The organism is Micromonospora sp. WMMD964, assembly GCF_029581455.1.
Lineage (GTDB): Bacteria > Actinomycetota > Actinomycetes > Mycobacteriales > Micromonosporaceae > Micromonospora.
The window spans coordinates 1,983,644-2,009,407 of the sequence record NZ_CP120860.1 but is presented as its reverse complement, the minus strand read 5'-3'; the positions used below and the strand labels follow the sequence as shown (position 1 = coordinate 2,009,407).

Here is a 25,764-nt window from a genome sequence, read left to right as displayed (position 1 = left end):
CCGCCGCCGGCCGCTCCCGCCGATTCCGGAGTCGGCCTCAGAGCGCGTTACGGGTCGCCGTCACCTCGGCGGCGGCCCGCGCCAGCACCTCGTCGTCGGCCCCGGCGGCCAACAGGTCCGCCACCACCACCCGCATCTGGTCGGGTAGGGCCAGGTCGTTGTCGAGCCGGGGGACCGTCCGGCGCGGCTCCCCCTCGGCGTAAGCGGCCAGGTTGGCGATCTCCTGCACCAGCCGGTGCACCAGGTCGGCGCGGGACACGTTGCCGGCGGTCGCGACCGCCGCCCAGCGCGGCTGCTGCCAGTGCACGACCTGACGCACCAGCAACGTCGCGACCTTGTCCAACTCCGCTGCGCTCATCGCCGCCGAGTCTACGGCCGACCGGCGCCACTGCCGAGATCGACTCGGCCTCCTGGAAATCGGGGCATCACCGCGCCTCGGACACCCCGACTTTCACGAAACCGAGTCGATCATGCGGGTCAGCGGCGCAGGTAGCTGAGCAGCCGCAACAGTTGCCAGTAGAGGAAGACCAGCCCGGTGAGCAGGCCGAACGCGCTCAGCCACGCGTACCGGCGGGGTCGACCGTCCCGCACCGAGCGCTCGACGAGATCGAAGTCGAGGATGAAGCTGAACGCCCCGGCGATGATGGCGACGACCGAGAAGGCGTACGGCAGCCAGCCGACCTCACCGCTGACGCTGTAGACCGCGAGACCCGGCCGCCCGGAGATCAGGTACGACACCAGGTTGACCACGCTCAGCACGGCGATGCCGAGCAACGTACCGATCACCAGCCGGGCCAGCCGGGGCGTGGCCCGGACGATCCGGGCCCGGTAGAGCGCCGCCATGCCGAGGAAGACGCCGAAGGTGCCGGCCACCGCCTGCACCACGATGCCCGGATAGACCTGCTCGAAGGCGCGGCTCGCCACCCCGAGCAACAGACCCTGAAGCAGGGCGTAGCCGAGGATCGGCACCGGATTGGTGATCGCACGCAACGAGATGACCAGGACCAGCGCGATCGAGGCGAGCGCGCTGCCGGCCAGCGCGGCACCCAGCCACACCGCGTCGGGGATCACCGCCCAGGACACCGCCGCCACCGCGCCGGTGACGAGCAGCAACCCGACGGTACGCACCACCACGTCGTCGACTGTCATCGGCTCGACGTCGCGGGAGCCGAGCACCCGAGCCTCCACCCGGCCGGTCTCGTCCAGCCGGTTGAGCACCGGGTTGTTGCTACGCACCGCCGCCTCCTTCGCCCGCCCAGCCCGCGTACCCCTGCAGTCACTCTGCCCCGGGCGGACCGGCGGCGGCGGGAAAACGGCACGTACGACGGCGCCCGCCCCCACCACAGCGGGGACGGGCGCCGGTCGGCAGTGCGGACGAGGTCAGTCGTCGCCCTGGAAGTAGCTCAGCAGGCGCAGGATCTCGATGTAGAGCCAGACCAGGCTGACCAGGATGCCGAACGCGGCCACCCAGGAGTAGCGCTGCGGCAGGCCCATCCGGACGCCGTCCTCGATCTCCTTGAAGCTGAGCACGAAGCTCAGCGAGGCGACGACGATGCAGACCAGGCTGAAGCCGATGGCCAACGGGCTGCCGTCACGCAGGCCGGTGTTGACGCCGAAGAGCGCCAGCACCAGGTTGATCATCATGACCGCGAAGAGACCGACCATCACGGCGATCATGCCCTTGACGAAGGCCGGGGTGGCCCGGATGACCTTCGCCCGGTAGAGCATCGCCATCAGGAAGAAGATGCCGAAGCTGGCTGCGGCGGCCTGGAGCACGATGCCGTCGTACGCGGTCTCGAACGCCTTGCTGACCATGCCGACGAAGACGCCCTCGACGACCGCGTACGCGATGACCAGCGCGGGGTTGGCCATCCGGGAGAACGAGATGATCAGGCCGAGGACCAGGCCGACGACCGCCGCGCCGATCCAGGCGGGCCCGACCAGCGCGTCGGGCACGAGCACCCAGGCGGCCGCGGCGGTGATGCCGAGGATGCCGAGCAGGGCGACCGTCTTGACGACCACGTCGTCGACGGTCATCGGCGCCACGGTGGGCGGCGCGGCCGGGTAACCGGCCTGGGACGGGTACTGCTGGGGAATGCCGGGCTGTCCGTACGGCCCGGCCGGGGCGTACCCGGCGGAGCGCTCCCGCTCGGCCGCCTGGCCGAGCCGGGCGAGCACCGGGTTCGAGGTCTTCACTGTCTGGCCTCCCTCAGGGGGTCGTGTGCACGTGAACGTGCCCTCCAAGAGTAAACGGCGCAGGCGACTCCTGGTGATCACGAATGAGAATGCGTGAGAGTGCCCGGGGCGGGGGTCGAACCCGCACGCCTTTCGGCAGCCGCTTTTAAGGCGGCCGTGTCTGCCTTTCCACCACCCGGGCGGGTGGCACCGGCGCGCCGACACGCACGGTGCAGTGTCACCGTAGCCGGTCTGCGGCGACCCGGCGTACCCCGTCGGGTCGGCCACATTAGGGTCGATGCCGTGAGCAGCGCAGCCCCCACGGCCCCCGACGCCGCCCCTGAGCAGGCCGTCCGTCTCGCCGACCGGGTCGACCGTCGGCGTCGGGCCGCCCGGCTGCTGGCCGCCGTCGGCCGACACCGGGGCGATCTGCTCGTCGCTCTGCTCTGGGTCGTGCTGGCCGGCTGGCTCACCCACGGCCTGTGGCCCGACCCCGCGAGCCGCGTCCTGTCGCTCAACCCGGAGGACCAGGCTCTCTACGAGTGGTTCCTCGCTGTCGACGCCCGTGCGCTGCTCGGCGACTTCGACCTGCTCAGCGACCGGCTCAACGCCCCGGACGGCGTCAACCTGATGGCGAACACCACGGTGATCGCGCTCGGCATCGCCTTCGCGCCGGTCACCCTGCTGCTGGGGGCACCGGTCACCTTCGCGCTGCTCGCCGCCGGCAACCTCGCCGGTACCGCTCTCGCGTGGTACCTGCTGTTCCACCGGACGCTGCGGGCCCGTCGGCTCGCCGCCGTGCTCGGCGGGGCCCTGTGCGGATTCGGCCCGGGAATGGTCTCGCAGACCAACAGCCACCTGCACATGACCGCCCAGTGGCTGGTGCCGGTGATCGTCTGGCTGGTGGTCCGGCTGCTGCGGGCGTCCGACCCGGGGCCGGCCGGCCCCGCCCCGGACCTGGCCGACGGACCGGACCGCCGACGGATGATCACCTCCGCCGCCGGGCTCGCGGCCGCGGTCACCGCGCAGGTCTTCATCGGCGAGGAGGTGCTCTTCCTCGCCGCCGTCACCCTGCTGGTGATGGCGATCGGCTACGCCGTGGCGGACCGGGACCTGGCCCGGCGGGCGCTACCAGGTTTCGCCGGCGGGCTGGCCATCGCCGCCGGGTTGGCCCTGCTGGTGCTCGGCTACCCGCTGTGGTTCCAGTTCGCCGGCCCGCAGGGTGTCGCCGACGGCATGTTCACGCCCGCCTACTTCTCCGCCGACCTGAGCAGTTGGTGGACGGTCTCCCCGCTGTCGGTGGCCGGCAGCGCGGAATCGGCCCGACTGACCACCGGCCCGGCCGAGTACAACACGTTCCTGGGTTGGCCCCTGCTCCTGGTCGCCGCGGCCTGCGCGATCTGGGCCGGGCGACGTCGGCTGGTCTTCGCCTGCGTCGTGGCGGGCCTGGCGATGGGTGCGCTCTCCCTCGGCCCGGAGGTGGTGTTCGGCGGCACCAGGACGGCGATTCCCGGCCCGTACGCCCTGATCGGCGGGCTGCCGGTGGTGGACGGCGCGCTGCCGATGCGGTTCGCGCTGGCCCTACTGCCGATCATCGCGACACTGCTGGTGCTGGCGGTCGACCGGGCTCTGCGCAGCACCGGTCGGGCCCGACGGCTGATGCCGCTGGCGGTCGGCGCGGCACTGCTGCCGATCTTCCCGACCCCGCTGCCGACCGCCGAACGGCCGGACGTTCCGGAATTCGTCAGCGGCGGGCACTGGCGGCAGTGCGTACGCCCCGGCGGGGTGCTGGTCCCGGTGCCACTGCCCACGCCGAAGGAGCCCTGGCCGATGCGCTGGGCGACCGCCGCCGACGCCGCCTTCGGTCTGCCGGAGGGCTTCTTCATCGGCCCGTACGGGCGGGGCGGCACCGCGGCGATGGGCACCTTCAAGCAGCCCACGTCCGCACTGCTGGCGGACGTCGCCCGGCGCGGTGACCAACCGGCCATCGGCGACGAGCAGCGCCGGCAGGCCGCCCGGGACGCCGATTTCTGGGGCGCCTCCTGCGTCGCGTTGGCCGACGACGCCCCACACGCGGAGAGCCTGCGGTCGACCCTGGAGCAGCTCTACGGCCCGGCCACGCGGATCGCCGACGTCTGGACCTGGCGGGTCTGACGGTCTGTCCAGACATGAAGAAAGGGCCCCTTCCGATGAAAGGGGCCCTTTACTTCAGAGCAGAGCCGGGTCAGACGCGGGGGGCGCCGACCGGCTGGGACGCCTCGGAGAACTCCTCGCGCGGGTCGTGCAGCTGACCCAGGGCGACCACCTCACGCTTGAGGACGAACGCCAGCGTCCAGTCCACCACCACGCGGACCTTGCGGTTGAACGACGGGATCCGGCTCATGTGGTACGTCCGGTGCATGACCCAGGCCGGCCAGCCGGTCATCTTGATCCCGTACACCTGGGCGACACCCTTGTGCAGGCCGAGGCTCGCGACGCTGCCGACGTGCTTGTGCTTGTAGTCGACCGGCTCGCGGCCCCGGATCACGGCGGCGATGTTGTCGGCCATCCGGGCTGCCTGGCGCACCGCGTGCTGCGCGCTCGGCGAGCAGAAGTTGCCCGGCTCCTTGGTCAGGTCGGGCACCGCGGCGCAGTCGCCGGCGCTCCACGCGCCCTCGACCACCCGGTCGCCGTCGACCACCTGGAGCGTGGGCAGGCAGGTGATCCGCCGACGGTCGTCGCGCGGGAAGTCGGTCGCGTCCAACATCGGCGAGGGCTTCACGCCGGCCGTCCACACGATCGTGTCGGACCGGAAGCTGTCCCCGTCGGAGAGCTTCACCACGCCGTCGACGCAGGACTCGAGCCGGGTGTCCAGCCGGATGTCCATGTTCCGCTTCATCAACTGCTGGACGGTGTACGCGCCCATGTCCCGGTCGACCTCGGGCAGCACCCGCTGGGTGGCCTCGACCAGCACCCAACGGACCTCGTCCTGGTTGAGCTCCGGGTAGTAGCGCAGGGCGTCGCGAGCCATGTCCTCCATCTCGGCGAGCGCCTCGATGCCGGCGTAGCCACCGCCGACGAAGGTGAAGGTCAGCGCCGCGCGCCGGACGTCCGCATCGGGCGTGGCGGCCGCCACGTCGAGCCGGTCCAGCACGTGGTTGCGAAGGTAGATCGCCTCACCGATGGTCTTGAACCCGATGCCCTGCTCGTGCAGGCCGGGGATCGGCAGGGTGCGGGACACCGAACCCGGAGCCACGATCACGTGGTCGTAGGTGATCTCGCGGGCCGGGCCGCTGATCGGCTGCACGGTCGCCACCTTGCGGTCGTGCTCGATCCGCGTGACGGTGCCGGCCACCATCTTGCAGCGCTTCAACTCCCGCCGCAGGGGCACCACGGAGTGTCGCGGGGAGATGTTGCCCGCCGCCGCCTCGGGCAGGAACGGCTGATAGGTCATGTGCGGCTGGGGATCCACCACCATGACCTCAGCCTCACGGGAGCTGAGCTTCTTCGACAGGCGCAGGGCCGCGTACAGACCGACGTGCCCGGCACCAACCACAAGGATCCGCTTCGGATTCACGTCGTCTATCTTTCCCCGGCCGGCTCAGGTAATCCCGCTCGCGCCCCCCATCTGTGACGGAGCACAACCCCTGTGACCTGCGTAACCCTCTCGTACCAGCGGTCACCGCCGCCGCAGCAGCCAGCCCAGCAACGCCGCCGTGCCCACGGCGAGCAGCAAACCAAGCACCGTCACCCACTGGTGGCCGCTCTCCCCACCCATGCCCGCGGCCTGCAACAACAGCACCCCCAGCACGGCGGTTCCCAGCAGGACCGCCGCCGAGCGCAGCAGCCATCGGGTGATCAGCTCGGGGTCCACCACCGCGTCGTACGGCAGCAGCGCGGCCAGCGCGCAGAGGGTGTGCGCCAGATAGAGCAGGGCGGCGAGGGCGAGCAGCCGCCAGAGGGCCACCGGACGGCCGTACCCGTCGGTGGCGAGCAACCAGCCGCCGATGGTGACCAACGTCGTGAACGTCGCCCACACCCGACGCGGGCCGAAGGCGGGAAACAGCGCGGCAACCGTCAGGAACAGGATCGGACGCCCGGGAAGCACCTCGGCGGGGAAGGCGAGGACGAACCCGGCAAGCACGACGACGAAGATCGCGCACCGCACCAGCAGCGGAGCGAGGCTGATCCGGGTCACCGCGTTCTGAACCGCCCGGACGCGCCCGGTCACGACGTCGATCATCTGCACCGCCTTTCGTTCGCGACTGCGGGGCTCGCAAGCTCACTCCTCGCGCTCACCGCGCACCTTTCGTTCGCGACTGCGGGGCTCGCAAGCTCACTCCTCGCGCTCACCGGCCGCCCACCCTCGGGGCCGTCGCCAGCCTCGCCACATCCCGCAGCACCTGGTCCAGGCTGCCGGCGCCGGCCCACCGCACCACCGGTACGCCGTGCTCCCGGAGCTGCCCGATCATGACCTCGCGGTCCAACCGCCACAGCCGGTACGCAACCTCCGCCCACCCCCGGTCCTTCGGCGACGCCAGGTCGGTCGGCAACGTGTCGACGGCCACCACGAACCGGCCGGCCCGGGCCAGTCGGGCGAGCATCTGCGCCGACCGTTCGTCGAGCAGCGGGGTGAGCACCACCACCAGCGCGTCCGAGGAGAGCAGTTGCGGGCCGAACACCTGGTCGTACGGCTCGTGCGAAGACGCCGTGACGTGAATGTCGAGCAGCCACTCCAGGACTGTCAAATACTGACGTCGCCCCGCCGCCGGGCGGAGTCGACGGGCCGCCGGCCCGTACTCCAGCAGCGAGACCCGGTCGCCGCGGTGCAGGTAGTGCTCGGCGATCGCCGCGGTGGCTCGGACCGTGGTGTCCAGCACCGACGCGGCACCGTCCACCCCACCGGAGCGGCCCGCCTCGGCGAGCACGTCGAGCAGCACCACCACCTCCGCGTCCCGGTCGGAGAGGGTGGCGGCCACGTGCAACTGGCGGGCGCGCAGCGAGACGCGCCAGTCGATCCGGCGCAACCGGTCCCCGGGAGCGAAGACCCGTACGCCGGCCAGCTCACCGCCCTCACCGGGACGCCGCGAGTGGTGCGCCCCGACCAGACCGGCGGCCCGAGGCATCGCCTCCACCGCCTCGAACGGCTCGGTACGCGGGTACACCCGCACGCGGACCGGCTCGACGATCACCGCGCGGGAAACGAGCAGGCCGCCCGCCGTGGCGACCCGCGCTCCGGCCGGGCCGATCGGGTGCCGGCCCCAGCGCAGGGCACGGCCGACCAACTCCAGGTCCACCGCCGAAGCGACCGGCACCGACGTCACGAACGGTCGGTCGGCTGCGGAACGACCCGTGCCGCCGGCCGCCGCCGACTCGCCACTGTTCGCCGACGAGTCGGCGGAGGGCTCGTCGCGGGCGAAACCGGCCCGGAGGATCCGCAACCACGGCGACACCCGGGTACGTAGCACGACCAGGTCGTAGTCCACCGTGTCCGGGTTACCGACGCTCACCGCCGCCGTCGCGTCGCCGCCCTCGACCAGCGGCCCGTCGTCACCCGAGGTGATCCAGACCTGGGGCAGCGCGGTGGGACGGCGACGCAGCGCGTACGCGGTGCCCAGCGCGAACGGGGCGGCCAGCACGATCAGGTCGACCCGCCCCAGCAGCACCCCCGCCACGAGCAGCAGACCGGCGAGCAGCACCGCCCGACCGAGCGCCGGAGTGGGCGCCCAGCCGGCAGCCGGTTCCGGTTCGGTGGGGCTCGACACCGTCGGTTCGGTCATCAGTGCCGGGGCCCGCCGGCGGCGTAGCTGGGCAGCGCGCCGCTCGCCGGGGCCGGGGTCCCTTCCAGCACCTCGCCGACCACGAACGCCGGGTCGACCCGGCGCAACCACATCTCCGGGCGCAGGGTGATTCGATGGGCCAGGGCGGGTGCGGCGACGTCCTTGACGTCCTCCGGCACCACGTAGTCCCGTCCGGCGAAGACGGCGCGCACCCGGGCCAGCAGCAGCAACGCCAGCGAACCACGTGGTGAGGCGCCGACCAGCACCGACGGGTGCTCCCGGGTGGCCGCGGTGAGAGCCACGATGTACCGGCCGATGGAGTCCTCCACCACCACGTCCTCCAGGGCGGCCTGCATCGCGCGCAGCGTGGCGGCGTCGACGACCGCCTTGATGTCCGCCTCCTCGCGGCGACGGCTCATCCGGCGGCGGAGCACCTCCCACTCCTCCTCGTGCTGCGGGTAGCCGAACGAGACCCGGAGCAGGAACCGGTCCAGTTGCGCCTCGGGCAGCGGATAGGTGCCCTCGTACTCGATCGGGTTGGCGGTGGCCAGCACGTGGAACGGCTCGTCCAGCTTGTAGGTCACACCCTCGACCGAGACCTGCTTCTCCTGCATCGCCTCCAGCAGTGCGGACTGGGTCTTCGGCGGCGTCCGGTTGATCTCGTCGGCGAGGAGCAGATTGGTGAAGACCGGACCGGCCCGGAAGGTGAAGTCACCGTTGCGCTGGTCGTACAGGAACGATCCGGTGACGTCGGCGGGGAGTAGGTCGGGGGTGAACTGCAACCGACGGAAGTCCAACCCGAGCGCCTGGGCGAACGAGCGCGCGGTGAGCGTCTTACCCAACCCGGGCAGGTCTTCCAGCAGGACGTGCCCACCCGCGAGGATGCCGGCGAGGACCAGCTCCAACGCGTCCCGCTTGCCGACCACGACGGTGCCGACCGCGTCCAGGACGGCCCGGGCGAGGTGACCGACCTCGGCGGGGGCGATGCTCCGGTCCACGTCCTTCATCAGATTTTCTCCAGTTCGGCGACGATCAGCGCGAGATCGCGCGGTGACGGGGTGCGGCGGGGCGGGGTCTCCAGGAACGTCCACAGCCGGTCACCCAGCAGGGCACGGGCGCGGGCCGGATCCGACTCGCGGGTGACGCCGTGCTTCAGGCGCATCCGCTCGTCGGCCAGCTCACCGATCCGGGGCAGGACCGTGCCGGTGAAGCGTTCGGGTCGGGTCGCGGACCAGTCCAGGGGCCACTCCCACCGGTTGATGGCGGTCCGCAGCGCGTCCCGGGCACCCCAGTTGTAGCTGCCGTCCTCCTCCCCCGGAGGCGTCCGGGCACCGGCCGGTGACGGGGGTGGCGGCGCGAGCAGGGCGGTGACCCGGCGGACCGCCAGGACGGCGAGCACACCGGCGATCAGCACCGGCAGTGAGATCTGGAGGCCGACCGCACGGAGACCGACGAGCAGCACCGCGACCAGCGCGGCGGCCCACCCGAGCATCCGCAGCACGGGGCCCGACCGGGAGCGGCGCTCCGGCGGACCGGACGGCGCCGCCTCCTCCTCGAACGCGAGCAGGTCGTCGATGCTGGTGCTGCTCACGGGGTCACCACCGTCGAGGTCAGCTCGCCGCGCAGGCGGCGCAACGCGGCGCGGGCCTGGTCGCGGGTGCGTTCGTCGACCGGGCGGGTGGCGTACCGGGCCTCCCGGTAGACGTGCGCGAACTCGGCCAGCACGTCGGCGCTGACGATCGCCGGCACGCCGGCCGCCGGGTCGCCGCGCAGCAGTCGGCTGACCAGGTCGGTGGGGGTGTCGCCGGCGAGCCGGGGCACTCCCGCCGCGGCGGCGGCCTCCTCCAGGCGCACCCAGCAGGCGATCACCGCCACCCGTGGGTCGGTGTCCCGGTCGTCCAACTCCACCAGGCCGGCGTCGAGGGCGGCGACCACCTCGCGGGCGGTGCCCTCGGCGGTACGTCGGGCCCGCTGCGTCGGCAGCGTCCGGGTGGTACGACGCAGCGCGCCCCGGATCAGCACCCAGGTCAGGTAGCCGAGAGCCGCGAGGATGGCCAGTCCGAGCAGGACCATCGCCACGGTGGCGATCCACTGCGGGATGTGCGCCTGGGTGGCCTCGCCGGCGTCGCGTGGCTCGACCGGGATCGACGCCGACGGCTCGACCGTCGGGTACTCGGGCACCCAGGGGACGTTCTCCGCGGCCGGCGGGATCCGGCTGGTCCCGAGCGACGAGTTGGCGGACGCCATCGCGGCCCCGCCGAGCAGCACGGCGACCGCGGCGACCGGCCACCACCGACGAAGCAGGCCGAGCGCCGGGCGCAACACACCGGACTCGACGGCCGGTGACGGCGCGGGTGGGCGTGTTCCGTCTGTCATCGCCACCGCCCCACGCGTTCTCAGTCCACCCCGGCCAGCTGTTTAGCCTGGTCGAAGACGTCGTCCAGCATCTTTGGCGTCAACCGCCCGGTGAAGGTGTTCTGCTGGCTGACGTGGTAGCTGCCCAGCAGGTCCGGAGCGGCTGTGCCGGACCAGTGTGCCCCATGACCGAACGCCGGTCGCGGGCTGGGCGGGCGCAGCCCGTACACCTGACGGAGCACCGGCCACCACGCGGCCCAGGCGAAGGCTCCCAGCGCGACCACGACGCGCAGCGTGGGCCGGATCAGCGCGACCTCGCGGTGCAGCCAGGGCGCGCAGGTGTCCCGTTCCTGGGGGGTCGGCTTGTTGTCCGGCGGCGCACATCGGACGGCCGAGAAGATCCGAAGGTCGCGCAGCGCGAGCCCGTCGTCGGCGGCGACGCTCGTCGGTTGGTTGGCCAGCCCGGCCCGGTGCAGCGCGGCGAACAGCACGTCACCGGAGCGGTCGCCGGTGAAGATCCGACCGGTGCGGTTGCCGCCGTGTGCGGCGGGCGCCAACCCGAGGATCGCGATCCGCGCGTCGGCGGCACCGAAGCCCGGCACCGGCCGACCCCAGTATTCCTGGTCGCGGAAGGCGGCCCGGCGGGTGCGGGACACCTCCTCCCGCCACCGGACCAGCCGGGGACAGGCGAAACAGTCGCTGACGCCCGCGTCGAGGTCGGCCAGGTCGGTCGCCCGCGCTGCGCGGGCGACCACCTGTGACGGGGTACGCGACTCAGCCAAGCTTGGCCCGGAAGAGTTCCAGGGTGCGGGCGAAGGCCGTGGCGGCGGCGCGCTGGTCGAACGCCTCCGGCCGGTCGTCGTTGAAGAAGGCGTGCGACGTGCCCGGGTAGTCGTAGAGGTGGCAGTCGCCACCGGCCTCCTCGATGGCCCGGCGCGCGGCTTGTACGCCCTCGGCCGCCGACGTGCCGTCCTCTTCGGAGCAGTGGATGACCGCGGCCTTCCCGGCGTAGTCCGCCCAGTCGGGACGCATCGACTCCCAGGGCAGCACGGGATAGAAGCCGGCGGTGGCGACGATCCGCTCGGAGATGGTGGCCGACCAGAGGGCGAGGCTGCCACCGGCGCAGAAGCCCACGGCACCGACCTTACCGGTGACCTCGGGCCGCCCGGCGAGATAGTCGGCCGCGCCGGCGATGTCCTTCGCCGCCTCGTCCATCCGCATCGCCATCAGGAGTCGCTGCGCCTCGTCGGGTTCGCTGGTCGTCTCACCGTGGTAGAAGTCCGGGGCGAGGGCGACGAAGCCGGCCTCGGCGAACCGGTCCGCCACCGAGCGGATGTGCGGGACGAGGCCCCACCACTCCTGGATGACGACGACGGCAGGGCTGGCCGTTCCGCTGGCGGGTATCGCGAGATACCCCTCGCTCGTGCCCCCGTTGCTGCGGTAGCTCACCATCTCGCCCATGGGCCGTCCTCCTAGCGGTCAGTCATCGTTGGCTGGTCGCCCAGTGGTCCTACGTGCCGGTAGCCTGCCACGCCGCGCGGCCGTCGGGAAGACGCCGGAACAGTGGCATTCACCTCCTGTTCGCCGACTGGTGACTGCGGGTACGCCGACGGCGGCGGGATCCGCTCCCGCCGCCGTCGATGCCGGCCGATCGCCCTGGTCAGGCCTTCGTGGTCAAACCTTCTTGGTCAGGCCTTCTTGGTCAGGCAGAGGACGTAGCCCGTCTTGCCCGGCTCGATGCTGGAGAAGACGTACCCCTCCTCGCCCTCCTTGAAGAACTGGTCGCAGGCGGTGCCGGCCTGGGCCTGAGCCTGGCTCTGGTCGTTCACCCGACCGACCACGGCGTACGCGGCGTCGGTGGAGGTGCAGGACACGACCTTGGCGCCCGTGACCTCCTCCTGCTCGGTCCCGGTGACCTCGGGCAGCTCGGCGATGCAGTCGCCGACCTTGGCGTCAGCCGTCTCGTCCTTGTTGAAGTAGTCGCCGATCGCCGAGGCGATGCCGAACTTCAGGCCGGCGATGACGACGACAGCGAGGATCGCGCCGATGATGCCCAGCGCCTTCTTGCCGCCGGACTTCTCCGCCTCCGGCTTGGCCGCATCCGACTCCGTCCCGGCCGGGACGGCCGCGTCCGGAGCGGAGCTGTTCGGTGCGGTCGCGTCAGGTGCGGTCGGCGCGGTCGCGTCAGGTGCGGTCGGCGCGGTCGGCGCGGGTGCGGTCGGTGCGGTCGCGTCTGGCGCGGGGGTGTTGGGCGCGGTCGCATCCGACGCGGGCCCGTCCGACGTGGCCGTCTGCGGCTGGGCCGACGTCGGCTGCGGCGTCTCGACGGCCGGCTGGGATGCTGCGGCGTCGGGCGCGGAGGGCGGTGCGACCTGCTCTGGCACGGTGGTTCCTTCCGAGGGGTTGATGAGCAGACGACACCGTAACGATCATTGATTTCCGGTGCCGTCCCGCTCCCCTCGTCCGTTCAGCCATTTCCCAGCTTCGACCGCATGATCCAGTTCACACCCGTGGCTCAGCTCGTCGGGGTCGGTGTCGGCGTCCCACCCGGTGCCCCGGTGGGGTCGGCCGGAGGCACGCCGGTGACCGTCCCGCTCGGCTGTGGCGCGCCGGGCGTACCCGGGTTGGCGCTCGGCTCCGGCGTGGCGGTGGGCGTCGTCAGCGGAGCGGCCGGTGGCGTGAGCGGAACGGTCGCCCCCGGGGCGCGGGGCCCGAAGGGCGCCTGCTCCGGGCAGTACGGGTACGGCCGCAGCAGCGGGTTGCCGTACTCGTCCATGTTGCCCCCGCAGACCGGGTAGCCCAGCCGGATCGGGTTGCCGTTCTGGTCGAAGAGTCGCGCATCCTCCACCAGCCGACCCTCACGGTCGTAGACGTAGACGTCCCGGATCTGGCTGTACTGGCTGTCGACCGAGGTCTGGTCGTAGTAGTAGTCGCGATCGAGACGGTCCTCCGCGTGGCCGAGTGCGGCGAGCGCGAACACCACCAGGACGAACGTGCCGCCGTGCAGCGCCCATCGTGGCCAGCCGGTCAACCGGGCGGATCGACGACCGATCCAGATGGAGGCGAGCACGAACGCGACGAGCATGACCAGGCCGGCGAGCAGTTCTCCCCCGAACCGGGGCAGCAGCCCGTAGCTCCCATTGGTGCTGATCATCGTCACCAGCATCGCCGCCAGGTAGCCGCGCAGCACCCACCAGGCGGGCCGCAGCAGGCGCAGGAACTCGCTCGCCGTCTCGTACCCGAGCGTCGGGCCGAGTCGGACGTCGACCGCGCGCAGCCGGGCGCGGACCCGGACCATCGCGGTGGCGACCCGCTGGTCGAGGTTGCGCCCACTGGCGCTGGCGGCGCCGGCCGCGGAGCGCAGTTCGGCGGCGTACGTCTCCGGCTCGCCCAGGCGCTCGACGAGCGTGCCCTCGGACTCGGCGGCGACCTCGGCGAGATGGTCGGCGAGGTCCTCGGTCAGCTCGTCGCGTTGGGTGGGCGGCAGGTCGGCCAGAGCGGCCCGGACCCGTGCCACGTAGTCGGTGATCTCCTGCTCCGTGACGGTCATGCCGCCATCCCCCGATCGTCGAGCAGACTGTCCATTGTGGTGGCGAACGAGCGCCAGAGCTTGCCGGAGCGGGTCAACTGGTCACGCCCCGCGGCGTTGAGTGAGTAGTACTTACGGTGCGGCCCGGATTCGCTCGGCACGACGTAGGTGGTGAGCAGGCCGGCGGCGAAGAGACGGCGCAGCGTCCCGTAGACCGAGGCGTCACCGACCTCCTCCAGGCCGGCTTCGCGCAACCGGCGCAGAATGTCGTAACCGTAGCCGTCCTCCTCTCGAAGCACGGCCAGGACGGCCAGGTCCAGCACACCCTTCAGCAACTGTGTGGTGTCCACGCATTAGACACTAGTGTGCAATGCGCAGTAGCGTCAATGATCTCGCTCCGACACGCCCGAGGGCGGGGCGCAGGGCGCGGCGGGGCGCAGGGCGGCGCGGCGCAGGGCGGCGCGGCGCAGGGCGGCGCGGCGCGGCGCGGCGGGGCGCGGCGCGGCGGGGCGCGGCGCGGCGGGGCGCGGCGGGGCGCGGCGGGGACGGCCGAACGGCGCGCGGCGCGGGGACCTCCGCGCGGACAGCCGAGCTGCGCGGCACGGACAGCCGAGCTGCGCGGCACGGACAGCCGAGCTGCGCGGCACGGACAGCCGAGCTGCGCGGCACGGACAGCCGAGCTGCGCAGCGCGGACAGCCGAGCTGCGCGGCACGGACCTCGGCGCGGACGGCCGAGCACGGAGCACGGGGACCTCCGCGCGGACAGCCGAGCGCCGAGCGGACGCCATTTGATCGTGCTCGATCAAGGATGTAGTGGCCTCGACGCTGCAGGTTCACCACTACTTCCATGATCGAGCGCGATCTTGGGGTGTGCAGGGAAGTCAAGGTCCGCCCGACGAGGAAGATCCGCGCAACATCGGGGATGTTGCTGTCTCCCGTGCGCCGCAGGCAGCAACATCGGGGAAGTTGCGCGGATCTTGGCGCGGACGCGGGGCGCGGACCCGGGGCGCGGACCCGGGGCGCGGACCCGGGGCGCCGACCCAGGGCGCCGACCCGGGGCGCGGACCCAGGGCGCGGACCCAGGGCGCCGACCCAGGGCGCCGACCCAGGGCGCGGACCCAGGGCGCGGACCCAGGGCGCCGACCCGGGGCACGGACCCGGGGCACGGACGCGGGGCGCGCGGCACAGACACGGGCGAGATCGACTCGGGTTTGGTGAACTCGGGGTGTCCTGACGAGGCGGACCCCGCAGTTCCAGGGGAAGTCGAGTTGATCAAGACCGCTAGCGGGTGGCGGGGTGGAGGCTCCAGGCGATGCCGTCGAGGATGTCGTGCTCGGAGGCGACCACGGACGGCATTCCGGCCCGCTCCATGATCACGCGAAGCACCAGCGCGCCCGCGCCGATCACGTCGGCCCGGCCCGGGTGCATCACCGGGTTCGCCAATCTCTGCGCCCGGGTCTGACCCAGCAGGTCCGCCGTCACCTGGGCGACCGCCTCGTACGACACCCGGGCGTGGTGGATGCGCTCCGGGTCGTACTCCTGGAGGTTCTGGGCGATGGCGACCACTGTGGTGACCGACCCGGCGAGGCCGACCAGGGTGGCGGCTTCGCGGCCGGGCACCACGGCGAGCGCCCGGTTCACCGCGGCGGCGATGTCGGCCTGCGCGGCGGCGACCTGCTCGGGCGTCGGAGGGTCACCGGGCAGGTGCCGCTCGGTCATCCGGACACAGCCGATGTCCACCGAGATCGCCGCGCGCACCCCGGCGTCCCGATCGCCGACGACGAACTCGGTGGAACCGCCGCCGATGTCGACGACCAGGAAGGGTGCCTTCGCGTCGGCCGGGAGCCCGCGCACCGCACCGGTGAAGGACAGCCGCGCCTCCTCGTCACCGGTGACCACCTCGGGAGCGACACCGAGGGTGCGTTGCACCATCTCGGTGAAGTCGGCCGCGTTGGCGGCGTCCCGGGAGGCCGAGGTGGCGCACATGCGGACCCGGTCCGCACCCAGCTTCTCGATGTCCGCGGCGTACGAGGCCAACGCCACCCGGGTCCGTTCGATCGCCTCCGGGGCCAACCGGCCGGTGCGGTCCACGCCCTCACCGAGCCGGACGATCTCCATCCGTCGGGTCAGGTCGACGAGCGGCGCGGGCGACCCGGCCGAGTCGTCGGGCAGGTCGGCGACCAACAGTCGGATCGAGTTGGTCCCGCAGTCGATGGCCGCCACACGCGTCGTCACGGCAGCAACCCTACGGCAGGACGGGCGGCCACCTGACGGCCTGGCACGGCGAGGGACTCGTGGCGCACTGTTCGCCCGACACACCCCGCAGCAGGTTCGCCCCGAGCGTGGTCAGGTGATGTCGGACGGCCCCGCCCTCCCGTTCGCTGGCCACCAGGCCGGTGGCCCGCAGCGCGCTGGCGTGCTCCGACGCCGAGGAGAGACTGATCCCGACCGCCCGGGCCAGCACGGTGGTGGTCAACCCGCCCTCGACCGCCAGTCGGCGCAGGACCAGCGCCCGAGTGCCGCCGAGCAGCCGGCCGAGGGCGTCACCCTCGGCGGTGGCCGGGCGCACGGGCATCGCCGCCGGGTAGACCAGCAGGATGGGGCGACCCGGCTCGACCAGCACCCGGGGCCGGGGCCCGGCCAGCGGGGAGGGCAGCAGGAGCAGGCCGTGACCGGTGCCCGGCAGGTCCCCGTCCCACCACGTCCGTATCTCCAGCACCGGCTCCCGCCAGCGGATCGCCGGGTGCAGGCCCGCGAACAGGCCGGTCAGGCCGTGCTGCGCCAGCCGCTGACCGGCGCAGGTCACCTGCTGGCGGTACGCGGACACCAGATCGGCCCAGTGCGGCGCGAGGACGGCGTCGAACCAGGTGCGGACGGCCCCGCCGAACAGGTCCAACACCTCCGGGTCGGCCGCCGCGAACCGTCGCCGCAGAGGGGTGGCCGCCACGTCCGCGTACGCGGCGCTGACCTCCTCGCGTACCCGCGGTGCCGGGGTCGCCTGGATCGCCTCCAGGCCGGCGGTCAGCGACTCCACCCCGTCGAAGGGCGTGACGAAGTCCGGCAGACGCCCCCGCGCCGGCAACAGGTGTCGCAGGATCGCGGTCGCGGCCTGGGCCGGCCCCGTGCCCTCGACTGCCGACGCCCGCTCGGCCAGGGCCGGTGCCATCACCGCGACGGTCGGGTCCCGCAGCCACTGCCCGGCCAGCAGCGCGGTGCCGACCGGGTGCAGCCGGTCGCCGAAGCGCACCCGGCAGAGATCCGCCGACCCGAGATGGAGGCGAAGCATGGGAGTCAGCCTGCCTCCCTTCGCCCAGGACCGAAAGGGTTGTTTCCCGAGTCGGTCACCCGCAGGGTGGACGGCGGGGTCGACGGGGGGTGGCCGACGTGCGGCCCGACGGTGGCAGTGTTGACGGGGCTCTGTCTCACCGTCGGGGCCGCAGCTCGTGTTGAGCGGGGGCAACCCCCGTCGGCCCCGACCTACCCGGCTACAGGCGCAGCAGCATCCGGGTGTTGCCGAGCGTGTTCGGCTTGACCCGCTCCAGGTCCAGGAACTCCGCGACACCCTCGTCGTACGAGCGCAGGAGCTGCTCGTACACGGGTTGCGGCACCGGTGCGCCGTCGATCTCCTGAAAGCCGAACGCCCCGAAGAACCGCGTCTCGAAGGTCAGCACGAAGATCCGGGCCACGCCCAACTCCCGGGCCGCGTCGATCAGCTCGCCGACCAGCCGGTGCCCGATCCGCTGACCGCGACACGACGGGTCCACCGCGACCGTACGGATCTCGGCCAGGTCCTCCCACATCACGTGCAGCGCGCCGCAGCCGACCACGACGTCGTCCTCGGCACGGACCGCGACCCGGAACTCCTGCACCTGCTCGTAGAGGGTGACGGTGGCCTTGCTCAGCAGCCGCCGGTCGTTGGTGTAGGTGTCCACCAGCCGCCGGATGCCCCGGACGTCACCGGTGCGGGCCCGCCGCACGGTGATCTGGTCCGCAGTCGGCGTGCTCACTCGCCCGCCGGCACGTCCACGCACGGGCCGGCCGCCCACCAGGGCTCGACCAGCTCCAACGTCTCGTCGCCGAACGGGTTGACCCCGGGACCGGCACCCAGCGCGTGCCCCAGGTGCACGTGCAGGCACTTCACCCGGCCGGGCATCCCGCCGGCCGAGATACCGGCGATCTCCGGCACCTCGCCGATCGCCTCCCGACGGGCCAGGTAGTCCTCGTGCGCGGCGCGGTAGTGGGCGGCCAACTCCGGATCGGTCGTCAGCCGGTCCGCCATCTCCTTCATCAGCCCCGCCGACTCCAGCCGACTGCACGCCGCGGTGGCCCGGGGGCAGGTCAGGTAGTAGAGCGTCGGAAACGGTGTGCCGTCGGCCAGGCGCGGGGTCGTCTCCACCACATCCGGGAGGCCGCACGGGCACCGGTGGGCGACCGCCCGGGTGCCCCGGGGCGTCCGGCCGAGCTGCGCCGCGACCGCGGCCAGGTCGGCCTCGGTGGCCGGCTCCCGCTGCGGCAGGGGTACGGAATCCGCAGCCGGCTCCGACGGTGGTACGACAGTCACGGTGCTCAACTCTCCTGGTGCGCTGATCGGTGGTTCACTTGCCCGGCTGCTGGCTGTCGGCTGCCTGCACGCTCGACCAGAGCGTGTCGTACCAGGTGGTGGGCCCGGCCGGGGGCGGCGAACCGGCCGACTTCCCGGCGTCCCGGGCGGCGCCCTCCGGGTCGTACAGCACCACCATCATCTTCTCGCCCGGCTCGCCCATGAAGAACCGCTCCCGAGCCTGCGTCTTGATGTACTCGTCGTCTTTCCAGTTGGCCGCCTCGGCGGTGAGCTTGGCGATCTCCGCCTCCTGCGCCGCCTGGGCCGCCTCCATCCGCTCGATGTCGGCCTGCTGGTCGAGGTAGACCCGGACCGGGTACGTGTAGGCGAGCGCGAGCGCGATCAGGACCGCGAACAGCACGGTGGCCCGACCGGTGAAGCGACGAGGGTGGGGTGCGGCGAGCCGTTTGACGGCTCCACCGGCGGCGGTACGCCGAGCGGCGGCCGGGCGGTTCGCCGAGCGGACGCCCTCGGCGCCCCGGGCGGCACCCGGCGCCCGACCGGCGGCGGCACGGGGTTCGGCGCGTACGCCGGTCTCCCGCACCGACCCCCGCGTGGAGCGGCCACCGCCCGGCCGACCGGACTGACCCGGCCGACGGGCGGGACGCTGACCACCCGGTGTGCGGCGCTGCTGCATCGTCACACCCCTCCCCCGAGGCTTCGTGCGTTACGGAGTTCGTCGGGAAGCCCCGCGGCGGGGCTTCCCGGCAGCGTCTCAGGCCGAACGGTAACGCGGGAACGCGCCCGCACCGGCGTAGCGCGCCGCGTCGGCCAGCTCCTCCTCGATCCGGAGCAGCTGGTTGTACTTGGCGACGCGGTCCGAACGGGCCGGGGCACCGGTCTTGATCTGGCCGCAGCCGGTGGCGACCGCCAGGTCGGCGATGGTGGTGTCCTCGGTCTCGCCGGAGCGGTGGCTCATCATGCACTTGAAGCCGGCCCGGTGGGCCAGGTCCACCGCGTCCAGGGTCTCGGTCAGCGAGCCGATCTGGTTGACCTTGACCAGGACCGCGTTCGCCGCCTTCTCGGCGATGCCGCGGGCGATGCGCTGCGGGTTGGTGACGAACAGGTCGTCACCGACGATCTGCACCCGGTCGCCGATCGAGGCGGTCAGCGTCTGCCAGCCGGTCCAGTCGTCCTCGGCCAGCGGGTCCTCGATCGACACGATCGGGTACTCGTCGGCCAGCTTCGTGTAGTAGGTGCTCATGTCCTCGGCGGACTTCGCGGCACCCTCGAAGGTGTACGTGCCGTTGTCGAAGAACTCCGTGGCCGCCACGTCGAGCGCGAACACGATGTCGCTGCCGAGCCGGTAGCCGGCCTTCTCGACCGCCTCGGCGATCAGGTCCAGGGCCGCCGCGTTCGTCGGAAGGTTGGGCGCGAAGCCACCCTCGTCACCGAGGCCGGTCGACAGGCCCTTCTTCTTCAGCACCGACTTGAGCGCGTGGTAGACCTCCGCGCCGGAGCGCAGCGCCTCGCGGAAGGTGGGGGCGCCGATCGGCGCGATCATGAATTCCTGGATGTCGACGTTCGAGTCGGCGTGCGCGCCACCGTTGAGGATGTTCATCATCGGCACCGGCAGGAGGTGCGCGTTCGGGCCGCCCAGGTAGCGGAAGAGGCTCAGCTCGGCGCTGCCGGCAGCGGCCTTCGCCACCGCCAGGGAGACCCCCAGGATGGCGTTCGCGCCCAGCTCCGACTTGCTGTCGGTGCCGTCGATGTCGAGCATCTTCTGGTCGATGAGCCGCTGTTCGCTGGCCTCGTACCCGATGATCTGGTCGACGATCTTGTCCTCGACGTTGGAGACCGCCTTCTCCACGCCCTTGCCCTGGTAGCGGTCGGCGTCACCGTCACGCAGCTCGATCGCCTCGAACGCGCCGGTGGAGGCGCCGGAGGGCACTGCGGCGCGAGCCACCGTGCCGTCGTCCAGGCCGACCTCGACCTCGACCGTGGGGTTGCCCCGCGAGTCGAGAATCTCCCGGGCGACGATTCCCTCGATGGTTGCCACTGAGTCGCTCCTCGTTGTTGTGATCCGGTCCGTGGGTGGGCCGCGACGGTGCGGCTGAGGCAGGTGTTGAACGCAGCGTATCGGGCCACGGGAAACGGCACGGCGTCGCCCGCGCACCCGAGTCGCCCCGCACTGACGGACATTCCCGGATTTCCGGGCGTCAACCGGCAACGGGTTTGCGCTGCGCGGACCAGATCCACCAGGCTGGTCGGCATGCCCGCCGCCTCGACCACCCTCCGCATGCTCGCCGTGTCGGTCATCGCGTCGCTCACGGTCACTGGCTGTCAGACATTCGAGGACGCCGGAGTCGCCATGGGGCGCTCGGAACTCGTCAACGACCTCGCCGCCCGGCTCGACCGGGCGTTGGAGTTGACCTACTCGGCCGACTACCAGCTACCCGGCGGCCAGAGTGCCGCGATCGTGCAGGCGCAGGATCCGGTGCGCTCCGCGTACACCTATCCGGGGGGACGGCTGACCGTCACCCCGGAGGCCGTCACCCGGTGCACGACCACCGGCCCGCGACCGGAGTGCACCCTGGCCAGCCCGCCCACCCCCGGCAGCAAACCCACGGTGACCCTCTTCGGGGAGGCCAACAAGCAGGGGCTGGTCACACCGCCGGTGGTGGTCGGGCTGCTGACCGCCGCAGCGCTCGACCCGCAGGCGGTCATCAGGCAGAGCGACACCACGATCGCCGGCCACCACGCCGCGTGCGTGGACGTGCAGAGCTCCTCCGGTGACTTCACCGCCTGCGTCACCACCGAGGGCGTGCTCGGCAGCTTCACCGGCCCGGTCGACGGCAAGCCGACGGAGCTGGCGCTGAGCCGCTACTCCGCGACCGTGGACAAGGGCGCGTTCGACCCGCCGGCCGGCGCCGGAGTCGTGGACAACCGCCCGGGTGGGTCGTGAGCGGTCCGACGGTCGTGCGGGCGTTCGACGCACCCACTGGTGGTTTCCGGCCCGGGGCCGGGCCTGGGCGGCTGCCCGCCGCCGGTGACCTGGCGCTGCCGGTGACCGGCGCGAAGCTGCTGACCGACGTCGACGGCCGCCCACTCCACGTCGCCGACCTGCCCACCGACACCGACTGGGTGCCGCTGGGCACGCTCGACGGGGTGCCCGCCTGGGCCACCGACCTCACCGCCACACTCCCGGGGCGGGCACGGGGCTGGGCGTCGCTCGCCGCCGAGGTGCCGGAGCCGTACGCCACGCTCGCCGGGCGGGCGTTGGCGGTGATCACGTGGCGGCGTACCCACCGGTGGTGTGGCGCCTGCCGGGCCGAGCTGACCGACCAGCCCACCGAGACGGCCCGGCGGTGCCCCGACTGCGGTCTGTACGTCCCGATGCAGCTCTCCGCCGCGGTGCTGACGGCGATCACCCGGCCCGGTCGAGCCGGTAGCGTCGACGAGCTGCTGCTGGTCCGGCACGCCACCGGACCGACCGGGCTGTGGGCGCTGGTGGCCGGCTTCGTGGAGGCCGGCGAGACACTGGAGGCGGCGGTGCACCGGGAGGTCGGCGAGGAGGTCGGGTTGTCAGTCGACCGACTGGCGTACTTCGGCAGCCAGCCGTGGGCGATCTCCGGCCCCGGCGTGCTGCTCGCCGGTTTCACCGCCCGGGCCGCCGACCCGCACGCCGAGCCGGTGGTCGACGGCCGGGAGCTGACCGAGGCCCGGTGGTTCGGCCTGGATGCGCTGCCGGCGGAACTGCCGCCCGCGTACTCCATCTCCCGCTGGCTGATCGACGCGACGGTGACCGCCGCGCGGGCCTGAACCCGCGCGGACCCTCAGACCCCGAGCAGGGTACGCAGGTGACGCGGCGGCGGGCAGTCGTGGGCGAGCATGGCGTCGTGCCAGTCGCGCACCGACACCCCGGCCGGTCGGGCGGCGGCGATCTCGGCGACCTCGCTGTAGCCCACGAAGTACGTGGAGAGCTGGGTGGACGTGAGCAACGCCCGACGCCACTTGCCGGCTGCCTCGCCCTCCTCCTGGAAACCGCGCCCGATCATCAACGCCATCGCCTCGGCCTCGGGCAGGCCCTCGGCGTGCACCAACTGGTCGAGCAGCGCGTTGATGGTCATCCGGAGCTGCATCTTGAGCTGCTGCAACCGGACCGGCAGGCCGCCGAAGCCGAGGCCCGTCATCAACTCCTCCGCGTAGACCGCCCAGCCCTCGATGAACGGGCCGGACTCGGCCAGCGCCCGGACCCGGGTGCCACCGACGTAGCGGCGGGCGTGCGCGAGCTGGAGGAAGTGCCCCGGCATCGCCTCGTGCACGGTCAGGTTGCGGATCATGTGGTCGTTGTATTCGCGGTAGAACGACTCGACGCGCTGGGCGGGCCAGTCCGCCGGGGTGGGCGCGATGCAGTAGAAGGTCGGCACGGCCGCCGTCTCCAGCGGGCCGGGCGCGTCACAGTAGGCCACCGCGACACCCCTGGCGAACTCCGGCATCTCCTGGATCACACACCTGTCGTCGACCAGGGTGACCAGGTCGTGCGCGCGGACGAAGTCGGTCGCCTCGTCCAGGGTCACCCCGGCCAGCTCGACGATCGTCGCGTCGTTCGGGTGCTCGGCGGCGAGCAGGTCCAGCGCCCGGCGTACCGTCGCGTCGTCGGCCGGGCCGCCGACCAACTCGACGGCCGCCTCGCGGATCTCCGCGGTGACCCGGTCCAGGTTGGCCCAGGCGCGGCGCTGGATCTCGGCGGCGCCCAACTCGGTGTCGAGGGTGTGCCACAGCCGCGCCTCCCAACGGCGGCGCCCCAGCCGGGGATCACGCCCGGGGCCGGTGTCGGCGGCCAGGCCGGTGCGCAGCCACGCGACGAACTCCTCCAGCGCGGCGATCGCCGCCGTGGCGGCCGGCTCGACCCGGTCCAGGCCGCCCGGCGCCTGGGCGAGCAGGGCCGGCAGCTCGTCGCGGATCAACGCGGCCGTGCCGGCGAACTGCCCGACCGCCGTCTCGGCATGGATCCGCGGCATGTCGCGCACCGTCGCGCGGGCGGTGGCCAGGGCGTCCGGTACGGCGGCGAGCCGACCGGCGAGCTGGGTCAGTCGCACCTCCACCGGGGCGTACGGGCGGGTCAGCAGCGGATGCAGCAGCGCTCCGGGGTTGTGCCGCAGCGGATCCCACTCGTGCGACCGGATCTCGGTCAGCTCGAACAGCTCGCGGTCCACGAAGGAGGTGAGCAGCGCGTGGTCGACCTGCTCGGGCACGTCGAGCGAATCCGGGTCCAGCTCGGACAGCGCGTTGGCCGCGTCGGAGAGCATCGCCCGATCGGCCGCCAGCGCGTCGGTGGACAGATCAGGAAGCCGATCGTCGAAGCGGTGGTCGCCGGCGGCGGTGGCCACCCCCGGCCGTGACTCCAGCAACGCCTCGACGACCCGGTCGGCCAGCACCCCAAACGCTTCCACCGGCCCACCCTACCGACCACCCCGGACAACGCCGCAGCTCCCGCCCCCTGCGCCGACGCCCACCCGTCCCCCGCCCGCCCCCGTCGATCATGAAGTTGTCGCCACGACACGCCGCGGTGCGAGGCGCCAACTTCATGATCAACGCCGGTCTGAGGGTGGCGGTTCGGTGGCGCGGAGGGCTTCGGCGTAGGCGAGGGTGGTGCGGCGGAGGGCCGCTTCCGGGTCGATGCCCGCTTCGCGGGCTGCGGCCACCGTTGCCAGGAGGCTCGCGCCCAGCCTCGCCTCGGCGTCCACCTGGGTGTCCGCAAGTGGAGGTGGAACAGCCAAGCCGGCGCGGGCGGCCCGGCTGAGGATCTGCGTGGCCAGGGCGAGAGCGGGTTGGCTCAACGCGACGCCGTCCAGCACCGACTTCCGGGCCTTCTCCGCGCGCTTGATCCGCTCCCAGTTCTCGGTGATCTCCTCCAAGGTGCCCGCCTCCGCACCGGCGAAGACGTGCGGGTTACGGCGGATCATCTTGTCGACCAGGCCACCGGCCACGTCGTCGATGCTCCACCGCTCGCCCTCGGGCAACTCCTCGGCGAGTCGCGCGTGCAACACCACCTGCAGGAGGACGTCGCCCAACTCCTCACGCAACGCGTCGGTGTCGTCGGCGTCGATCGCGTCGTACGCCTCGTAGCTCTCCTCCAGCAGGTAACCGGCGAGGCTGCGGTGCGTCTGCGCACGCTTCCACGGGTCACCACCCGGCGAGGCCAGCCGGTCCAGCACGGCCACCGCGTCGAGCAGCCGCGCGCCCGGCAGGTCCCACGAGCCGTACATCAGCTCCATCTCGGCCAACCCCGGTTCCCGGGCCAACCGCAGGCCCAACTCCCGGGCAAGGGCCTCGTCGCCGGCCGGGCCGGCCAACCAGACCGCGGTGCCGTGCGCCGCCACGGTGTCCAGCAGGCGTTGCGTCGCCGGGCCGTCCACCACGACGACCTCGGCGCCCGCCTGGCGCACCGCCGTGACCAACTCGCTCTCCGCGCCGGTCAGCACCGGGTGCCGGCGTACGACGTCCCAGGCCGCCGCCGTCAGCAGACCGGCCGGTAGCCGGGGCGACGTGACCAGCAGGACGATCCGTGCCGTCATGGTCAGCCGGCCGCGCCCTCGGCGTCGGGGGTGGCGGTCGACTCGACCGGCTCCGGGGTGGAGATGTCGGTGACCATGTCGGAGCCCGGCTCACCCAGCGGCACGCTCACGGCGGGGATGTCACCGGGGAAGCTGAGCACCGGGAACTCCAGCGGGCGATACCGGGGGCTGACCGTCACGTCGTAGCGCTCGACCGCCTCGACCAGCGACCGTCGGGTGGCCAGCGCACCACGCAACTGGTCGCCGTCGAGCTGGCGGACGGCCTCCTCGTCGCTCATGCTGGCGGGGATCTGGGCCGCCTCGCGGCCCACCGCGATCAGGGTCCTCATCTCCTGCTCGGTGGGCGCGACCGACTCGGACGGCACCCCGGACAGGCAGGTGTAGAGCGCGGACACCTGCTGCACGTACTCCGTGTCGGGCGTCAACTGGAGCGCCTGGGCGACCTGGTCGGCAGCCACCTGGCCACGCGGCTGGTAGTTCTTCTCGGCCGAGACCTGCTTGCACACCTCGCTCAGCACCAACACGCTGGCCACGTCGGCCGGGCCGGTCGGCTTCGGCGCCGCCTGGCCGGGTTGAGCTGCGACGGGCGGCTCCGGGTTCTTGTCGCGCAGGTCCTTCAGCACGGCGGCGACCCGCTCGTCGGTGATGCGGTGGTCACCGATGTAGGCGGCGATGCCGGGCTCGGCACGACAACCGGAGAGGGCGATGAGACCGACCGCCACGCTGGCGACGGCGACAAGACGGCGAGCACGCATGACGGTCACTCTCTCACGGCAGGGCACGTCGCTGTGACGCCCCCCACCGGACGAACGACTCCGACCGTCG

26 protein-coding genes and 1 tRNA gene are annotated in these 25,764 nt (G+C 72.6%); 3 read left to right on the top strand and 24 right to left on the bottom strand.

From position 1 onward, the window contains the following. Positions 1-37: 37 nt before the first annotated feature. From O7616_RS09460 to O7616_RS09445, 4 genes are all read right to left on the bottom strand, one after another. Positions 38-358 (bottom strand): hypothetical protein, encoded by a 321-nt coding sequence (locus O7616_RS09460; protein ID WP_282306448.1) that lies wholly within the window; start codon positions 356-358, stop codon positions 38-40. A gap of 119 nt (positions 359-477) precedes the next feature. Beyond that, a complete protein-coding gene (locus O7616_RS09455) occupies positions 478-1,236 on the bottom strand; it encodes a Bax inhibitor-1/YccA family protein (protein ID WP_282306447.1) in 759 nt (252 codons plus the stop codon). Between the two features lie 144 nt (positions 1,237-1,380). Beyond that, complete coding sequence (locus tag O7616_RS09450) at positions 1,381-2,196, bottom strand: Bax inhibitor-1/YccA family protein (RefSeq protein WP_282306446.1); 816 nt, start codon at positions 2,194-2,196, stop codon at positions 1,381-1,383. Positions 2,197-2,296: 100 nt separating this feature from the next. After that, positions 2,297-2,377: transfer RNA gene (locus O7616_RS09445), tRNA-Leu, on the bottom strand. 101 nt (positions 2,378-2,478) lie between these two features. Here O7616_RS09445 and O7616_RS09440 point away from each other — a divergent pair. Further along, positions 2,479-4,329 (top strand): hypothetical protein, encoded by a 1,851-nt coding sequence (locus tag O7616_RS09440; protein WP_282306445.1) that lies wholly within the window; start codon positions 2,479-2,481, stop codon positions 4,327-4,329. A 70-nt stretch (positions 4,330-4,399) separates the two neighbouring features. On the opposite strand, the gene O7616_RS09435 is transcribed toward O7616_RS09440, so the two are convergent. From O7616_RS09435 to eno, 17 genes are all read right to left on the bottom strand, one after another. Next, entirely contained in the window at positions 4,400-5,731 is a 1,332-nt protein-coding gene (locus O7616_RS09435; protein WP_282262514.1) for an NAD(P)/FAD-dependent oxidoreductase, read from the bottom strand. A 102-nt stretch (positions 5,732-5,833) separates the two neighbouring features. Further along, entirely contained in the window at positions 5,834-6,397 is a 564-nt protein-coding gene (locus O7616_RS09430) for a hypothetical protein (protein WP_282262515.1), read from the bottom strand. 106 nt (positions 6,398-6,503) lie between these two features. Then, the gene (locus O7616_RS09425; protein ID WP_282306444.1) at positions 6,504-7,934 is read right to left on the bottom strand and encodes a DUF58 domain-containing protein; all 1,431 of its coding nucleotides are present in this window, start codon (positions 7,932-7,934) and stop codon (positions 6,504-6,506) included. Then, entirely contained in the window at positions 7,934-8,941 is a 1,008-nt protein-coding gene (locus O7616_RS09420) for a MoxR family ATPase (RefSeq protein ID WP_282262519.1), read from the bottom strand. The genes O7616_RS09425 and O7616_RS09420 overlap by 1 nt, the downstream gene beginning before the upstream one ends. Then, on the bottom strand, positions 8,941-9,525 hold the full coding sequence (locus tag O7616_RS09415) for a hypothetical protein (protein WP_282306443.1): 585 nt from the start codon (positions 9,523-9,525) through the stop codon (positions 8,941-8,943). The genes O7616_RS09420 and O7616_RS09415 overlap by 1 nt, the downstream gene beginning before the upstream one ends. Beyond that, positions 9,522-10,310, bottom strand: a complete 789-nt coding sequence (locus O7616_RS09410; RefSeq protein ID WP_282306442.1) for a DUF4129 domain-containing protein — start codon at positions 10,308-10,310, stop codon at positions 9,522-9,524. Before O7616_RS09410 ends, O7616_RS09415 begins: the two co-directional genes overlap by 4 nt. Positions 10,311-10,330: 20 nt before the next feature. Next, on the bottom strand, positions 10,331-11,044 hold the full coding sequence (locus O7616_RS09405) for a uracil-DNA glycosylase (protein ID WP_282306441.1): 714 nt from the start codon (positions 11,042-11,044) through the stop codon (positions 10,331-10,333). Between the two features lie 19 nt (positions 11,045-11,063). Then, a complete protein-coding gene (locus O7616_RS09400; RefSeq protein ID WP_282306440.1) occupies positions 11,064-11,750 on the bottom strand; it encodes a dienelactone hydrolase family protein in 687 nt (228 codons plus the stop codon). A 227-nt stretch (positions 11,751-11,977) separates the two neighbouring features. Beyond that, positions 11,978-12,673, bottom strand: a complete 696-nt coding sequence (locus O7616_RS09395; protein WP_282306439.1) for a hypothetical protein — start codon at positions 12,671-12,673, stop codon at positions 11,978-11,980. A 131-nt stretch (positions 12,674-12,804) separates the two neighbouring features. Beyond that, positions 12,805-13,839: a hypothetical protein gene (locus O7616_RS09390; RefSeq protein ID WP_282306438.1), complete on the bottom strand. Its 1,035-nt coding sequence runs from the start codon at positions 13,837-13,839 to the stop codon at positions 12,805-12,807. Continuing rightward, a complete protein-coding gene (locus O7616_RS09385; RefSeq protein WP_074316865.1) occupies positions 13,836-14,168 on the bottom strand; it encodes a PadR family transcriptional regulator in 333 nt (110 codons plus the stop codon). The genes O7616_RS09390 and O7616_RS09385 overlap by 4 nt, the downstream gene beginning before the upstream one ends. Before the next feature lie 931 nt (positions 14,169-15,099). Continuing rightward, positions 15,100-16,041, bottom strand: a complete 942-nt coding sequence (locus O7616_RS09380) for a Ppx/GppA phosphatase family protein (RefSeq protein ID WP_282307576.1) — start codon at positions 16,039-16,041, stop codon at positions 15,100-15,102. 22 nt (positions 16,042-16,063) lie between these two features. After that, positions 16,064-17,104, bottom strand: a complete 1,041-nt coding sequence (locus O7616_RS09375; protein WP_282306434.1) for a helix-turn-helix transcriptional regulator — start codon at positions 17,102-17,104, stop codon at positions 16,064-16,066. Between the two features lie 199 nt (positions 17,105-17,303). Continuing rightward, positions 17,304-17,825 (bottom strand): amino-acid N-acetyltransferase, encoded by a 522-nt coding sequence (locus O7616_RS09370; RefSeq protein WP_282306433.1) that lies wholly within the window; start codon positions 17,823-17,825, stop codon positions 17,304-17,306. Then, on the bottom strand, positions 17,822-18,379 hold the full coding sequence (locus O7616_RS09365) for a DUF501 domain-containing protein (protein WP_282262534.1): 558 nt from the start codon (positions 18,377-18,379) through the stop codon (positions 17,822-17,824). The genes O7616_RS09370 and O7616_RS09365 overlap by 4 nt, the downstream gene beginning before the upstream one ends. 34 nt (positions 18,380-18,413) lie before the next feature. Continuing rightward, complete coding sequence (locus O7616_RS09360) at positions 18,414-19,055, bottom strand: septum formation initiator family protein (RefSeq protein WP_282306432.1); 642 nt, start codon at positions 19,053-19,055, stop codon at positions 18,414-18,416. A 78-nt stretch (positions 19,056-19,133) separates the two neighbouring features. Then, positions 19,134-20,417: a phosphopyruvate hydratase gene (eno, locus tag O7616_RS09355; RefSeq protein ID WP_282262535.1), complete on the bottom strand. Its 1,284-nt coding sequence runs from the start codon at positions 20,415-20,417 to the stop codon at positions 19,134-19,136. Positions 20,418-20,630: 213 nt separating this feature from the next. Here eno and O7616_RS09350 point away from each other — a divergent pair, with 213 nt between their 5' ends. Next, on the top strand, positions 20,631-21,323 hold the full coding sequence (locus O7616_RS09350) for a hypothetical protein (protein ID WP_282306431.1): 693 nt from the start codon (positions 20,631-20,633) through the stop codon (positions 21,321-21,323). Then, positions 21,320-22,180, top strand: coding sequence for an NAD(+) diphosphatase (gene nudC, locus O7616_RS09345; RefSeq protein ID WP_282306430.1), 861 nt, complete (start codon positions 21,320-21,322; stop codon positions 22,178-22,180). Before O7616_RS09350 ends, nudC begins: the two co-directional genes overlap by 4 nt. A 14-nt stretch (positions 22,181-22,194) precedes the next feature. Here the strand turns inward: nudC and O7616_RS09340 are convergent, their stop codons facing one another. The 3 genes from O7616_RS09340 to O7616_RS09330 form a co-directional block, all read right to left on the bottom strand. Beyond that, positions 22,195-23,814, bottom strand: a complete 1,620-nt coding sequence (locus tag O7616_RS09340) for a DUF885 domain-containing protein (RefSeq protein WP_282306429.1) — start codon at positions 23,812-23,814, stop codon at positions 22,195-22,197. A 138-nt stretch (positions 23,815-23,952) separates the two neighbouring features. Then, a complete protein-coding gene (locus O7616_RS09335) occupies positions 23,953-24,939 on the bottom strand; it encodes a nucleoside triphosphate pyrophosphohydrolase (RefSeq protein WP_282306428.1) in 987 nt (328 codons plus the stop codon). A 2-nt stretch (positions 24,940-24,941) separates the two neighbouring features. Continuing rightward, positions 24,942-25,694 carry a hypothetical protein gene (locus O7616_RS09330; RefSeq protein WP_282306427.1) on the bottom strand — a complete coding sequence of 251 codons (753 nt, stop codon included), beginning with the start codon at positions 25,692-25,694 and terminating at the stop codon, positions 24,942-24,944. Positions 25,695-25,764 lie beyond the last annotated feature (70 nt).

What these genes read in the sequence shown, in the direction of transcription:
- O7616_RS09425 (WP_282306444.1), bottom strand. Translation starts at nt 7,934, where the DNA reads ATGACCGAACCGACGGTGTCGAGCCCCACCGAACCGGAACCGGCTGCC.
- O7616_RS09400 (WP_282306440.1), bottom strand. Translation starts at nt 11,750, where the DNA reads ATGGGCGAGATGGTGAGCTACCGCAGCAACGGGGGCACGAGCGAGGGG.
- O7616_RS09430 (WP_282262515.1), bottom strand. Translation starts at nt 6,397, where the DNA reads ATGATCGACGTCGTGACCGGGCGCGTCCGGGCGGTTCAGAACGCGGTG.
- O7616_RS09420 (WP_282262519.1), bottom strand. Translation starts at nt 8,941, where the DNA reads ATGAAGGACGTGGACCGGAGCATCGCCCCCGCCGAGGTCGGTCACCTC.
- O7616_RS09335 (WP_282306428.1), bottom strand. Translation starts at nt 24,939, where the DNA reads ATGACGGCACGGATCGTCCTGCTGGTCACGTCGCCCCGGCTACCGGCC.
- O7616_RS09375 (WP_282306434.1), bottom strand. Translation starts at nt 17,104, where the DNA reads ATGCTTCGCCTCCATCTCGGGTCGGCGGATCTCTGCCGGGTGCGCTTC.
- O7616_RS09360 (WP_282306432.1), bottom strand. Translation starts at nt 19,055, where the DNA reads ATGCAGCAGCGCCGCACACCGGGTGGTCAGCGTCCCGCCCGTCGGCCG.
- O7616_RS09350 (WP_282306431.1), top strand. Translation starts at nt 20,631, where the DNA reads ATGCCCGCCGCCTCGACCACCCTCCGCATGCTCGCCGTGTCGGTCATC.
- O7616_RS09330 (WP_282306427.1), bottom strand. Translation starts at nt 25,694, where the DNA reads ATGCGTGCTCGCCGTCTTGTCGCCGTCGCCAGCGTGGCGGTCGGTCTC.
- O7616_RS09410 (WP_282306442.1), bottom strand. Translation starts at nt 10,310, where the DNA reads ATGACAGACGGAACACGCCCACCCGCGCCGTCACCGGCCGTCGAGTCC.
- O7616_RS09460 (WP_282306448.1), bottom strand. Translation starts at nt 358, where the DNA reads ATGAGCGCAGCGGAGTTGGACAAGGTCGCGACGTTGCTGGTGCGTCAG.
- O7616_RS09390 (WP_282306438.1), bottom strand. Translation starts at nt 13,839, where the DNA reads ATGACCGTCACGGAGCAGGAGATCACCGACTACGTGGCACGGGTCCGG.